This is a genomic window from Elizabethkingia miricola (assembly GCF_001675285.1).
Taxonomy (GTDB): Bacteria; Bacteroidota; Bacteroidia; order Flavobacteriales; family Weeksellaceae; genus Elizabethkingia; species Elizabethkingia miricola.
In genome coordinates, this window is sequence record NZ_LSGQ01000029.1 from 127066 (window position 1) to 141011 (window position 13946).

At 35.8% G+C, this 13946-nt stretch carries 14 protein-coding genes; 7 read left to right on the top strand and 7 right to left on the bottom strand.

Annotation, left to right across the window (positions count from 1 at the left end; translation table 11 throughout):
• The first annotated feature begins 159 nt into the window (after positions 1-159).
• Positions 160-597, top strand: a complete 438-nt coding sequence (locus ATE49_RS14370) for a bleomycin resistance protein (RefSeq protein WP_081278486.1) — start codon at positions 160-162, stop codon at positions 595-597.
• Positions 598-706: 109 nt separating this feature from the next.
• On the opposite strand, the gene ATE49_RS14375 is transcribed toward ATE49_RS14370, so the two are convergent.
• The 7 genes from ATE49_RS14375 to ATE49_RS14405 all read right to left on the bottom strand — a co-directional run bounded on the left by ATE49_RS14375 (position 707) and on the right by ATE49_RS14405 (position 9104).
• On the bottom strand, positions 707-2830 hold the full coding sequence (locus tag ATE49_RS14375) for a Tex family protein (RefSeq protein ID WP_065082730.1): 2124 nt from the start codon (positions 2828-2830) through the stop codon (positions 707-709).
• Positions 2831-2958: 128 nt separating this feature from the next.
• Complete coding sequence (locus ATE49_RS14380) at positions 2959-4686, bottom strand: thiamine pyrophosphate-dependent enzyme (protein ID WP_065082731.1); 1728 nt, start codon at positions 4684-4686, stop codon at positions 2959-2961.
• Positions 4687-4946: 260 nt separating this feature from the next.
• Entirely contained in the window at positions 4947-5774 is an 828-nt protein-coding gene (locus tag ATE49_RS14385) for a YoaK family protein (RefSeq protein WP_059345573.1), read from the bottom strand.
• Between the two features lie 25 nt (positions 5775-5799).
• Positions 5800-6300, bottom strand: coding sequence for a hypothetical protein (locus ATE49_RS14390; RefSeq protein WP_065082732.1), 501 nt, complete (start codon positions 6298-6300; stop codon positions 5800-5802).
• A 241-nt stretch (positions 6301-6541) separates the two neighbouring features.
• Positions 6542-7951, bottom strand: coding sequence for a sensor histidine kinase (locus ATE49_RS14395; protein ID WP_059156380.1), 1410 nt, complete (start codon positions 7949-7951; stop codon positions 6542-6544).
• Between the two features lie 3 nt (positions 7952-7954).
• Entirely contained in the window at positions 7955-8662 is a 708-nt protein-coding gene (locus tag ATE49_RS14400; protein WP_034870343.1) for a response regulator transcription factor, read from the bottom strand.
• 97 nt (positions 8663-8759) lie between these two features.
• Positions 8760-9104 carry a hypothetical protein gene (locus tag ATE49_RS14405; protein WP_059156381.1) on the bottom strand — a complete coding sequence of 115 codons (345 nt, stop codon included), beginning with the start codon at positions 9102-9104 and terminating at the stop codon, positions 8760-8762.
• Positions 9105-9354: 250 nt separating this feature from the next.
• Here ATE49_RS14405 and ATE49_RS14410 point away from each other — a divergent pair, with 250 nt between their 5' ends.
• From ATE49_RS14410 to ATE49_RS14435, 6 genes are all read left to right on the top strand, one after another.
• Positions 9355-9678: a single-stranded DNA-binding protein gene (locus ATE49_RS14410; protein ID WP_034870345.1), complete on the top strand. Its 324-nt coding sequence runs from the start codon at positions 9355-9357 to the stop codon at positions 9676-9678.
• An 85-nt stretch (positions 9679-9763) separates the two neighbouring features.
• Positions 9764-11113, top strand: a complete 1350-nt coding sequence (gene hisS / locus ATE49_RS14415; RefSeq protein WP_065082733.1) for a histidine--tRNA ligase — start codon at positions 9764-9766, stop codon at positions 11111-11113.
• Between the two features lie 123 nt (positions 11114-11236).
• On the top strand, positions 11237-11677 hold the full coding sequence (locus ATE49_RS14420) for a DUF5684 domain-containing protein (protein ID WP_065082734.1): 441 nt from the start codon (positions 11237-11239) through the stop codon (positions 11675-11677).
• 77 nt (positions 11678-11754) lie between these two features.
• Positions 11755-12573, top strand: a complete 819-nt coding sequence (locus ATE49_RS14425) for an RsiV family protein (protein ID WP_065082735.1) — start codon at positions 11755-11757, stop codon at positions 12571-12573.
• Between the two features lie 7 nt (positions 12574-12580).
• Positions 12581-13024 carry a DUF6526 family protein gene (locus ATE49_RS14430; RefSeq protein ID WP_065082736.1) on the top strand — a complete coding sequence of 148 codons (444 nt, stop codon included), beginning with the start codon at positions 12581-12583 and terminating at the stop codon, positions 13022-13024.
• A 60-nt stretch (positions 13025-13084) separates the two neighbouring features.
• On the top strand, positions 13085-13936 hold the full coding sequence (locus ATE49_RS14435) for a diacylglycerol/lipid kinase family protein (protein WP_035576391.1): 852 nt from the start codon (positions 13085-13087) through the stop codon (positions 13934-13936).
• Positions 13937-13946: the final 10 nt, after the last annotated feature.

Consider the following 13946-nt stretch of genomic DNA (forward strand, 5'->3'; position numbering starts at 1 on the left):
ATTTGTTTAATAGTATTTTAGATTAACTTCTGTAGTTGAGCTTTTACTTGGTATTTTTCGTATCAATTGCGTGATACTCATACTTTTTATATTTTAGAGGCTTGCTTGTTAAAGCTGAAAGCTTAGCTCCTTTACTCTAAATTCAATAAATATTTTACTTTGAGCAACGATAAAACTATAAAATTTAACAGATTAATCCCCGAATTGCTGGTAAGCAGTATTGAAGCTTCTCTCATATTCTATGTAAAGCAATTAGGTTTTACAATAGAATATGAGAGAAGAGAAGATGATTTTGCTTTGATTTCATACGAAGGTTCCCAGTTTATGTTAGAGCAGGATCATGCTATAGCATGGATTACCGGTGAGCTCGGTTCCATAAGAGGCAGGGGAATCAATTTTCAGATTGAGGTAGATTGTCTCGATACTCTTATTGCTAAAATTGAAACCAATGATCTTCCTTATTTCAGGAAACCAGAAGAACAATGGTATAGAATAAATACAATAGAAGAAGGTGTAAAAGAATTGCTTATTCAGGACCCGGACGGATATCTGTTACGGTTTCAGCAATATCTTGGAGAGCGGGAAATACCGGAGTAATGAGAAAGTTATATTGAGATTATACTATAAAAAAACATCACAGATTCTAAAAATCTGTGATGTTTATATTTTCAAAAAGTATATGGTTTAAGTATTTTATATTAAAAAACTACAAAATCATAGAAAGCTGAATGCGTTTTCTTTGAGCATCTATTTCCACAACTTTTACCTGTACATGCTGATGGAGTTTTACCACTTCATTGACATCTGAAACAAAGCCTTCCTTTAGTTGAGAGATATGTACCAAACCGCTTTCTTTAATACCTATGTCTACGAAGCAACCGAAAGCTGTAATATTGTTAACAATACCCGGAAGAATCATTCCGGTTTTTACATCTTCCAGCTTACGAATGTTCTTGTCAAATTCAAATACTTTAGCGGCTTTTCGGGGATCCAATCCTGGTTTTTCCAATTCCTTTAGAATATCCTGAATTCCTAAAATACCGGTATGATCAGCAACATAATTTTCTGGTTTTACCAGAGCAATTTTTTCTTTGTTACCAATAAAATCACTCAGTGAAATGCTGAGGTCTTTGGCCATTTTTTCTACAATAGAGTAAGCTTCCGGGTGGACAGAAGAGTTATCAAGCGGATTTTCTGCTTCTCTGATGCGTAAAAATCCGGCAGCCTGCTGAAAAGCTTTCTCTCCAAGTCGCGGAACTTTCTTTAAAGATTTTCTGTTGGTGAAAGGTCCATTTTCAGTACGGAAGTTGACAATATTTTCTGCCATTTTCTCTCCAATTCCCGAAACATAGCTTAACAGGGATTTGCTGGCTGTATTCAGATTAATCCCCACAGAGTTTACACAACGCATAACAGTAGAATCCAGTTCGTCTTTTAGTAAAGTCTGGTCTACATCGTGCTGATACTGACCAACACCAATAGATTTTGGATCTATCTTTACTAATTCAGCTAATGGGTCGGAGAGTCTGCGTCCAATAGAAACAGCACCTCTTACGGTAACATCATAGCTTGGGAATTCTTCTCTGGCAATTTTAGAAGCTGAATAAACAGATGCTCCGGCTTCGGAGACTACAAAAACCTGTAAAGGTCTGTCAAACGCTATTTTTTTGATGAAAAACTCTGTTTCACGAGAGGCTGTTCCGTTTCCGATAGATATAGCTTCAATGTTGTAAGCATTTACCATCGACCGGATTTTCTTCATCGCAGTTCCGGTTTCGTTTTGTGGTGCATGCGGATATATATTTTCATTATGAAGTAAATCGCCTTTCTCATCAAGGCAGACAACTTTACATCCCGTTCTGTAACCAGGATCTATAGCTAAAATTCTTTTTTCTCCCAAAGGTGAAGCGAGTAGTAGCTGACGCAGATTTTCTGCAAAGACTTCAATGGCCTTAGTATCAGCTTTTAGTTTAGCTTCCTGCAATACTTCATTAGAAATGGCAGGTTCCAGCAATCTTTTATAAGAATCTTTTGCTGCCAGTTTTATCTGATCTGCACATTCATTATTACCTCTAATCATAGCTTTTTCTATAATCTGAAGAGCCTCATCTTTATCAGCGTCTATACTAAACTTTATAAAGCCTTCAGCCTCGGCACGCAGCATTGCCAGAAGTCTGTGCGAAGGTATTCTGGAAATACTTTCTTTCCAGTCAAAATACTGAGAGAATTTTTGTGCAGCTTCTTCGTCTTTTTTAGCTTTAACAACTTTAGAGGAAATCTCTGCTTTATACTGGAATAATTTTCTTAATTGTTTCCGGATGAAAAGATGTTCATTCATCCATTCTGCAATAATATCCCGGGCTCCCTGCAAAGCATCTTCCTCTGACGGAACATTATCCGAAATATAACGCGAAGCTGTTCCGGTAAGATCAGAAGTATTCTGAGCCATAATAATTTTTGCCAAAGGCTCTAGACCCAAAGCTCGTGCAGTGTCGGCTTTTGTTTTCTTTTTCTTTTTGTAGGGAAGATAAAGATCTTCCAGATACTGGAGGTCAAAAGAAGATTCTATTTTGGAGCGAAGTTCTTCAGTTAAAGAACCCTGTTCTTCTATAGATTTTAGAATTGACTCTTTACGTTTAACGATTTCATCGTACTGTTTCGACAGTTTAGCAATTTGCTCAATCTGTACTTCGTCCAGATTTCCGGTTCTGTCTTTTCTGTAACGGGCAATAAAAGGAATGGTACAATCTTCTGAAAGAAGTTGTAGAGTGGTTTCAATTCCCTTTGTGGGAACTGATATATGTTGCTGAATATATTCGGTTTTTGTCATGTTAAATAGAAAGAACCGCTAAGATAAGAGAAGTATAGGGGATTTAAAGAATTTAGAATTAAAAAAACGAGAAGCATTTTGCCTCTCGTTTTTTATGACTGAAATCTCTTAGCTAAATGGAATTGTGCCTAGAAAATATGCTTATAATTAGATTTTATAGTATCGAGTACTTCATTTACACGGCCGCCAAGCATTAGTTTTGTCATGGATTTTGCCATTCCTATAATCTGACCTGCATCTACTTTTGGCGGCATTGCCAGTGCATTTGGATTTGTGAAGACATTTAGCAGATAAGGGCCATTATAATCGAAAGCCCTTTTTACAGCTGCTTCAACATCTTCAACCTTATGAATATTTTCACCTGTAATTCCCATGGCATCTGCGACCTTTGCAAAATCAGGGTTGATCATATCTGTCTGATTGTCCGGAAGGCCGGCAACCTGCATTTCCAGTCGAACCATTCCTAAAGCCCGGTTATTGAATACAATAATTTTAACGGGAAGATTGTATTGGTGAATAGTTGCTAAATCACCTAATAACATAGAAATTCCGCCATCACCACACATTGCTACAACTTGTCTTTCAGGATGGGAGAGTGCAGCTCCTATTGCCATAGGCATTGCATTGGCCATGGAGCCATGATTAAATGAACCCAGCATTTTTCTTTTACCGGTAGATTTTATAAAGCGTGCTCCCCATACACAGGTCATGCCGGTATCTACAGTAAATATGGTATCATCATTTGCATGACTGCAAATAGTAGAAGCCAGATATTCAGGTTGTATATTATCTTCTGATCCGGAATCTTTAACATAGGTTTCCAGATTCTCTTTTACTTTTTCATAGTACTTCCGCTGTTCATCGAGAAATTCCGAATCTTCTTTTACCTTGATAAGCGGCAAAAGGGCTTTGATGGTTTCTTTAGCATCACCACATAGTCCCAGATCCACTTGTGCACGTCTGCCTAGGCGTTCCGGAGCTAAGTCAACCTGAGCGATTTTATTCTTTTCGGGCATGAATGCCTGATAAGGAAAGTCTGTTCCGAATAATAATATCAAATCGGAATCACACATACTGTTGTAAGCAGAGGGTAGGCCCAATAGTCCCGTCATTCCGACTTCATTAGGATTGTCATGCTGCATGGACATTTTTCCACGGAAGGAATAGCCTACAGGAGCTTTTAACTGCTGCGACAGCTGAACAACTTCTGCATGTGCATTTTCAGCACCAATACCACAGAAGATAGTTATTTTTTTGTTTTCATTGATAAGATCAGCAAGCTGCTGCAATTCCTGATCATTGGGTCTGATTAAAGGCTGGGTAAAGAAGAACCGATTGGAAGTTACATTTTCCTTTGCTTTTAGTTCAGAGACATCTCCCGGAAGTCCCACAACGGCAACTCCTTTCTTAGAAATGGCATGCTGAATTGCTGTCTGCAAAATTCTGGGTGCCTGCTCGGGGGTCATTATCATTTGATTGTAAACACTGCAATCGTCGAATAGTTTAATGGTATTGGTCTCCTGAAAGTAATCCATACCCATTTCATTGGTATTGATTGTAGAAGCAATAACCAGCATTGGAGCATGCCCGCGGTGCGCATCGTAAACGCCATTAATCAGATGTACATGCCCCGGACCACAACTGCCTGCACAGCAGGCCAATCCATCCAACTCGGCCTCTGCTGCGGCAGCATAAGCACCAACTTCTTCATGACGGACATGTATCCATTTTATTTTTCCGTTTTTGCGAACGGCATCGTTAAGGTGATTAAGGCTGTCTCCGGTAACGGCATAGATACGTTTTATACCAGCATCAACAAGCATGTCGACCATTTGCTCGGCGATATTTTTTTCCATAATGTTTTGTTTTGGTTGGTTTCTAACAAATCTACAGCCTTTTTATTTAGTATTACTGATTGAAATTTTACATAAATATTTTAATTTTTTATAAATGAAATATCTAGAGGAAGCGAGTTTCAAAATGTTTATTTTTTGTTTCCGGATAATCTTAGATTTATTTTACAGATAGCCTATAAAAAGCACAATCCTCTAAATGTTTACACAAATAGAGGATGGCTCACAGCTAGTTTTACACAAAATTAAAACCAATAATATATTTAATCTTCGAAAATGAATTTTCGTTTTTCCTTTCTTTTTGGAATACCATGGATCTTGTCGTACAGATATGCCAGCATGGTTGGCTTTCTATAAATCCTGCTATGTCTGTATCTGGTATTGAAGTGCCTTAGGTGAATTTTATAGGCATCATACCCGATTACGACTAGAAGACATAAGCTGATCACATAAAATACTCTGAACTCCAGATAGTAATAGGTAAGTCCGGAGAATACAGCTCCTGCTACATAGGCAATCATAATGCTTAACAATACTTTAGCTCTGGCAATAAGCTCCGGATTCTTTCTGTATTTTTTATGAGTAAACATTGAAAACAAAATTCCTAAGTCGGTTGTAGTACCTGTAAGGTGGGTTGTTTTTATAGAGAAATTGGAAATACTCGCGGTAAGACCGTTTTGTAAACCAGTTGCAAATAACATTAATGCAACCAGATATTCCGTTTCTTCCAGTGTTTTCTGATAATAAAGCTGTCCGTAGACACCAACGAACAATAAACATATAATCTCCAGAACAATAGGCATTGCATGTGCAAAGTATTTGCTCTTGCTATTAAAATTTATAACGATAAGGTTGGATAAAAAGCTTCCGAAAAAGAATAAGAAGATCCATCCTCCGACTACTGCAGCTTTTGCCCAGCTTCCTTTACTTATTTCGGCTGCCAGAATTGCATAGTGTCCTGTTACGTTTGATGTAAATGAAAGAAATATTAATAGAGATGCTATATTTATAGTTCCGGCCGTAAAAGCTGTCAGCGTCCCTAACCTGATATTGTCTCCCAATGTTCTGCTGTTACTATAATTTCTTAACATTTGTGTGAATTTTATTTGTTGTTAATTAGCTTCCTGTGCTTGCGAAAATTTCCGCAAGTCTTCCTCTTTCCGGTAAGCTCTGAGGAACATCAACGGAAATTTCAGTGTATTGCAATTCTTTACATTTTCTGATGTAAGGGATAATGCTGAATTTTCCTTTTCCTTTGCTTCTTATATAAGGAGAGTAGTAAGCCTCCTGAATGTTTGCTGCTTTTACATAGTTGTTGAATGTTCTCTGAAAACTTCCTGTAAAAACATCACAAACAATTTTGTCTACCAGATGTGAATACTTGTTACGGATGATTTCATACGCATCACAGAATTCCTGTGGTCTGATTTTATTGAAAATTGTGTTTTTGTTTGTGAATAAAAGGTCTCTTATAGAGTCGCCCATTTCGTATCCGGAAACAAACAGTATGTTATATTGGGTATTATCCTGTAAAGCATTTTTTTCATGTAATACTCTTTTTAATATGTTTAATGATTCTAGTGAGTAATCAGTGGCTATTAAAATGGTCTTGCTCATAACTTTTGGGTTTGGTTCTGTATTATCTTATTTTGATGATACAAAACTATATCCGCCGTATTAGAACTTCTTTGGAAACAAATTAAAATGTGATTAAAGAGATTAAAATGAGATTAGAATTTTAATTTTGACAAACTCTGAAACCTGAACGAAAGAGAATAGCAAATATAAAAACCTTACAATTTTGTAAGGTTTTTATGTATAAATACAGAAGCTCACAGAGCTATATAGACAGGTTTATTTAGGCTTGTTTTTCCTCATTCTGTGTACTGTAAAAATTAGGGAAACGAAGCTGTACTGTTGTTCCCTGATTTTCGTGTGATGTCACTATAAGTTCTCCGTGGTGTATTCTTACAATGTTTCGTGCAAGCGGAAGTCCTATTCCGTAACCTTCATAATTTTTGGTATTAGATGCTCTGAAGAACGGATCATAAATTTTATTCATCTCTTCCTGTGGGATACCAATTCCGGCATCTTTTACAATGATATAAACATCTGTATCTGTCGCTCCCAGAGAAACTCTTACCTGCTGGAAGTTAGAATATTTACATCCGTTACTGATAATATTGGCCAGCGCGAGATGCAATAGCTGCTCATTCCCCTGTACTTTAAGCTTTTTGGGATTATCAGGAAGCATACTGATATCAAGGTATATATTGTTTCGGGGATCGATTCTTTTCAAGGTTTCGATAACATCCCAAAGCAGCTGATCAGTTCTTACCTTATCGAACTTCTGAATTTTACCATCAAATCCGGTCTGGGCAATCATTAATAAAGCTTTAATTTTTTTGTCCAGTTTTTCTGCTTCGTTCAGGATAATTTCCAGCGTATCTTTGTACTCGCCAGCAGTTCTGTTAATGGAAAGTGCTACATCTGCTTCTCCCATAATAGAGGTAAGGGGAGTTCTTAGTTCATGTGAAACATTTCCGATAAGATGATTCTGAGTTTCAAAAGAAGTTTCGATACGATTCAGCATATCGTTGAACGTTTCAACCAACTCGTTAAGTTCTTTATTGTCCGGTTGAGCTTCCAGTCTGAGGTGTAGATTTTCAGAGCTGATTTCTTTTACCTTACCTGTAATTTTTAATATAGGCTTGAATAGAGTTTTGGATAAATAAAAAGAGAAGATCATACTGAAGAATAGGGACAGTACAATACAGGTAATAAGTGTTCTTTTAAGATATTCCAGATAATAAGCTACATAGTGATTTTTTGCAGAAGCAATGGCTATATAGTCTTTATCATCAAACCTAAAAGTCTGCCCGATATAATAAAACTCTTTATCATTATAATTAGCTTCTCCGTTCTTTACAATATTTCTGAAAAAGGAAGAAGGAATATGAACTTCCTGAGATATTTTGCTGAAATTGGAATCTCTTGGAACAGCAAAAACATAATCCTTTTCCATTGGGAGTTCCTCATCGTTCAGGCTGTTGAGGATATAGTTTTCCGGAAGATCCAGATATTCTTTACCCTTTTCTATCTGTATAATAGTTGTCGTACGGATTTTAAGCAGTTCATAAAACCGTTGATGCGAAAAGTTAACAATGGAAAAATAGACCAGGCCGCTAAAGAGAATAATAATACTGGTAAATACCAGCATTAAAAGTATCATGGTTTTGGTCTGATTCGTAATAACTCTGTTAAACATCTGCTATGGTCTTTTTAATACATATCCCATCCCGATAACCGTATGGATTAATTTGCTATTATCCTGATTGTCCAGTTTCTTTCTAAGATAGTTTACATAAACATCTACTACATTGGTTCCCAGTTCATAGTTTACACCCCATACCGCATCCAGAATTTCGACGCGGGAAATAACTTTTTCGGGATTGTTAAGGAAATAAACCAGGAGTTTGTATTCTGTAGATGTAAGATTTACTTCTTCTCCGCCTCTTGTCACTTTCTTGGTATAATCATTAACGATGAGATCCGAGAATTTATAAATATGTTCCTCATCGACTTCAGGCTCCGGAATTTCCGGAACAGGATTGTTACTGCTTCTTCTTAATAACGATTTGATACGGGCTACAAGCTCAATAAATTTGAAAGGCTTTACCAGATAATCATCACCGCCACTTTCCAGTCCTAATACTATGTTTTCTGAAGTCCCGAGCGCTGTAAGGAAAAGAATTGGTACTTGCTTATTGGTTTTTCTGATCTCTTTGCATACATCAAGACCATTCATTTCAGGAAGCATAATATCCAGGATTACAAGGTCAAAATCATTAGCTTCTACCAGCTGTACACCGGTACGGCCGTCAAAGGCTACAGAAATTTCATAACCTTTTTCCTGAAGTCCCTTCTTTATAAATGATACCACACTGGTCTCATCTTCGATCAGAATAATTTTTTCCATAAGCAACGAATGTTACAAAAATATAAAAATTGAAACGCAAACAAAACCCGAATGAAGATGATGTTCAGCTGCAGTATATATGAGTATCGGAAAATAGCTAATTCTTTTTCACCAGTAAAATCCAGTCTTCTTCCAGAATTTTGTAGCCCTGATCATAAATAAACCGGTATTCAGAGCCATTTTTATATGTAATAATCTGAGTAATAAAGCTGAAATCAAAACCTAATGACAGAAGTTTTTGCTGTGAAATTTTAATTTTTCCTTCTTCATTAATATGATTCAGAATGCGGTAATTTTTTCGCAAACGGTTATTAATGTTCCGCATAAGGTTTGTACTGTCTTTATTCTGTCTGTTGTTATATGCATTTCGGCATCCGTCCGAACAGAATTTTTTATCCGATCGGCCTGATATTTTTTCATCACATTCCAGACAGAATTGCATTTTTTTTATTTAACTATCTCAAATATAATTATTTATTATTTATATTTGATTTATTTGGTTTAAATAATTATATTTTTTGATGATAAAAAAGAATATAGAATTAAAATCGTAACTTTTTGATATATAATTTTTTAGTTTCGGTTAAACGATTACAAATGACTATAAATATTTTTTAACCGATTAAAACATTGTGTAACTTTCATATTTGCTACAGAAAATCAATCGAGTTTAATCTTAAAATCATACAGCCATGTCACTAAGAAACAAAGTTATTTTATTCGGACACACGGGTAAAGATGTAGAAGTAACCCAGTTCGAAAAAGGAATTAAAGCTTCCGTTAGTTTAGCAACCAATGATTATTATACCAATACGCAGGGCGAAAAGATTGAAGAAACCCAATGGCATAATCTTATCGTTTACGGAAAACTGGCAGAAGTTTTTGAAAAGTATGTTACCAAAGGCAAAGAGATTGCTATAGAAGGAAAATTAACATACAGAAGTTATGAAGATAAAGACGGGAATATGCGCTATATTACTGAGATCAGAGTAGAGGAACTTCTGATGATGAAATAATTAATAATATTCAGCCTGTTGCAGGTCTATTACATTTATTTGCCACATTATGCTTATTTTTGTGCTTTAAGAGAAAAGATAAAGAATGAAGCCTAGTCTAGCAAAAGGAACACGCGACTTTACAGCACAGGAAGTTTCCCGCAGGAAATATATTATTAATACATTACAAAAGAATTTTGAGCTTTTTGGCTTTCAGCCTCTGGAGACTCCAAGTTTTGAAAATCTGTCAACTCTTACTGGTAAATATGGAGAAGAGGGAGACCGCTTGATTTTCAAAATCTTAAATTCTGGTAATTATACCGATAAAGTGAATGAAAACGACTGGCAGAATAAAGATGCTAAAAAATTGACTTCACAAATTTCTGATAAAGCATTGCGTTATGACCTTACAGTACCGTTTGCAAGATTCGTTGCGATGAACCACGGGCAATTAACTTTTCCTTTTAAACGTTATCAGATTCAACCGGTATGGCGTGCAGACCGTCCGCAAAAAGGACGATTCAGAGAGTTCTACCAGTGCGATGCTGATGTTGTAGGTTCAGAAAGCCTTTGGCAGGAAGTAGAGCTGGTACAGTTGTATTTCAAAGCTTTTAAGGAGCTTGGAGTGCCTGTTGCTATTCAGATGAATAACCGTAAAATTCTTTCTGGGCTTGCAGAATATGCAGGAATTACAGAGCAATTAATAGATTTCACGGTTGCATTGGACAAATTGGACAAAATCGGGAAAGATGGTGTAATCAAAGAAATGCAGGAAAAAGGTATTTCCGATGAAGCTATAGAAAAACTGGATTTCCTTTTTCATCAGAAAAATAATGCTTTGGAAAACCTTCAGGAGCTTAAAGCAAGATTTGAAGGAGTAGAAGTAGGTATTCAGGGGGTTACAGAACTTGAATTTGTTTTATCTAAAGCAATGGAACTTGGTATAGACAATCAGGATTTAGTATTTAATATTACTTTGGCCAGAGGTTTAGACTATTACACAGGTGCTATCTTCGAAGTAAAAGCTAAAGGAGTAGAAATGGGTTCTATTGGTGGTGGTGGCCGCTACAACAACCTGACAGAAGTTTTTGGAGTAAAGAATATTCCGGGAATTGGAATTTCTTTTGGATTAGACAGAACTTATCTGGTAATGGAGGAATTAGGTTTGTTCCCGGAGAATGCGACTGTAAAAGTAGAATATCTTTTTGCCAATTATGGAGAAGAAGAGGCAATAGAAGCAATGAAACTTATTGCGCAGCTTAGAGAAAAAGGAATTTCTGCAGAACTTTACCCGGAAGCAGCAAAGCTGAAAAAGCAATTTACATATGCAGAGAAAAAAGAAATTCCACATCTTGTTTTTCTGGGCAAAGATGAAATTGAAAATGCAAATGTCACAATAAAAAACCTGACAACCGGAGAGCAGGAAACAATAGCACAATCCGAATTTTTAAAATAAATAAAACCACCGTAAGGTGGTTTTTTGTTGCATAATATTAATGAAAAATTCATTTTAAATATCCTTACTGATATCTAAAATAGTTATATTTGGTTTAATTAATAATTCTAAACAATCTAAACTATGTTAACTATTTTGCAATCGTACGATTCTTCGTACTATGACAACTCAGGCTCCGCAGCTGCAGGGGCAATCTTCGGAATTGGAATGTTGTTTTTTTATTTAGTCATTTATCTTTTTATTGGTTTTTGCAGATATAAAGTATTTAAAAAAGCTGGTAGAGAAGATGCATGGGCAGGTTTTGTACCAGTTTATAATGCTATTGTCCTGTCGCAGATTATTAAAAAACCATCATGGTTTTTCATTTTATTTTATGTTCCACTTATTTCTTATTATGCATGGTTCGTAGCTGGTGATAAACTTGGTAAGGGCTTTGGAAAAGGAGAGAATAGTACTGTTTGGGGAATAATAGGTTTACTAACTGGGTTATTTATTAATATGATTGTTCATGCTTTCGGTAGTGATCAGTTTGACTCTTCTGCAGTTCCGGATGAAACCGCTTAACAGTATAAAGTAAAAATAATAGAAACCGCTGATTCAGCGGTTTTTTTATTAACTTTAAACACCAAACTTATTACAATATGAAAAATACAATTTCGTCTTTATTTGTGATGGCTATATTATTTGTGTCTTGCAAAAAGAACGAGAATACACAAGGAACAGAAATGCCAAAAGGAGATACTATAGTCACATTAAAGCAGGATTCTATTGTTTATAGTGATTCCATAAAAGCTACAGATTCTCTTACTATTGCTTACTCAGATAAAATTCTGGTTTTTCCGGACATAAAAGAGAAAGCTATTTTAGATTCATTATACCCGTTTATAAAACCTGCAGGGTATTCCAAGCCAGATTTGGAGGCCGCTGCTAAAAAAGCTGCGGAAAGTCTTTTTACAAAAGTCAAAAAGGATTATCTGGCAGACGGGCAGATTATGGGAAATAAATGGTATGAAGAAAATACAATGCGTGTGAGAAGCTTTACCAATAATTATCTTTCGGTAGAATATACATGGGCAAGTTATATGGGAGGTGCCCATGATAATTATGGTTTTATGGAGAAGGTTTTTGACTTAGGAAGTAAAAAGCAATTGGTACTATCTGATGTTACCTCCATACCGAAAAAGAAACTGGAAATTTTACTGATGAAAAACGTAGACAAAATACCTACGGGATCTCAGAATGGAGAAGGAGCCGTAAAAGTTTCGGATGGACTATTATTTGATAAAGTTACAGTAAACGATAACTTCTATTTTGATGATAAAAATCTGTATTTCCATTACAGTCCATATGAGATCGCTGCTTTTGCAGCCGGAGATATTACAATTCCTATTTCCTGGAAAGAACTGGAAGGAACTATAAATCCTGAATTCCAGAAGAGAATGAAAATTAATACGAAATAGACCCACTATGCAGAATTATCAGAATCATAGACGCTTTTATACACCGCATCATTTTATATTTTATCCTGCAGGACTTATCTTATTTGGGATATCTCTTTACCATATGGGGTATTCATTGGGAAATAATAATGGTGAATTCTGGATATGGTTTGTACTCTCAGGAGTTATCTTTTTAATTATATGGGTTGCCTTTATGATGCGGCAGCATTATGCGCTGACATTACAAAACCGAATTATCGTAGATGAGGTGAAGTTCAGGTACTTTCGATTAACCGGAAAAAGCATAGATGAAATGTCTTATGATTTTAGTGATTCTCAGTTGTTTGCATTAAGATTTGCTAATGATGATGAGTTTCTGAAGCTTGTAGAAGACACTGTTTCGGAGAATCTGAATGCAGACCACATTAAGAAACGTATAAAAAACTGGAAAGCAGATAACAGAAGAGTTTAAAGAAACAAAAAGACTTCACAGAGATGGAGTCTTTTTTTGTACCTTTGGCCTTTCAAAATCATGGACGCAGTATTTATCATCAATCCGTTTTCGGCAAAAAAAAATTATAAAGAATTTTTAGAAAAGCTTCAGCAAAAATATCCTGAAGCTAATTTTATGATTTCTAAGTCGATAGAGGATACTCATCGGTTTATTGATGAAAATTTTGCTTCTACAGAAGTTTTTGTAGCGGTAGGCGGGGATGGTACTATTTCTACTGTTGCCCAGAAGTTGATTAATACAGACAAAATTCTGGCTGTTTTTCCGGCAGGTTCGGGTAATGGTTTTTCTAACGAAACTAATTTCACCAAAAATATCGATGCTCTTCTGCAAAAAATCAAACAGAAGAAGTTTCATAAGATTGATACCTTTACAGTAAATGGTAATTTATCTATCAATGTTTCAGGAACGGGATTCGATGGAGAGGTAATCAAAAAATTCGAAAAAACCAGCCGCGGTTTTACCAACTATATTAAAGTTACTGTAAAAACCTTTTTTATTTTCAAATCTATAAAAGTAGAATTTGAAGAAAAATACAAACAATATAATGGGGATTACCTGATGCTGAATGTAGCCAATACACGTCAGTTTGGTAACAATGCTTATATCGCACCACATGCTGACTACAGCGATGGACTTGTTGATATTGTATTGGTTAAAAAATTCCCGTTATGGCATTCTTTAGCATTTGCTTTCAGAATGTTTACAAAAAATCTAAAAGAAAATGAATACCTGACATATTTCCCGGTATCGGATCTGAAATTCAATGTTAGGAATTCCAAGGCATGGCATCTGGATGGGGAAGGAATAGAAATAGGTTCTCCTATTGAAATCAAAGTATTGCCTCACAGCCTGAATATTCTGGTAGACTAAGTAATCTGTA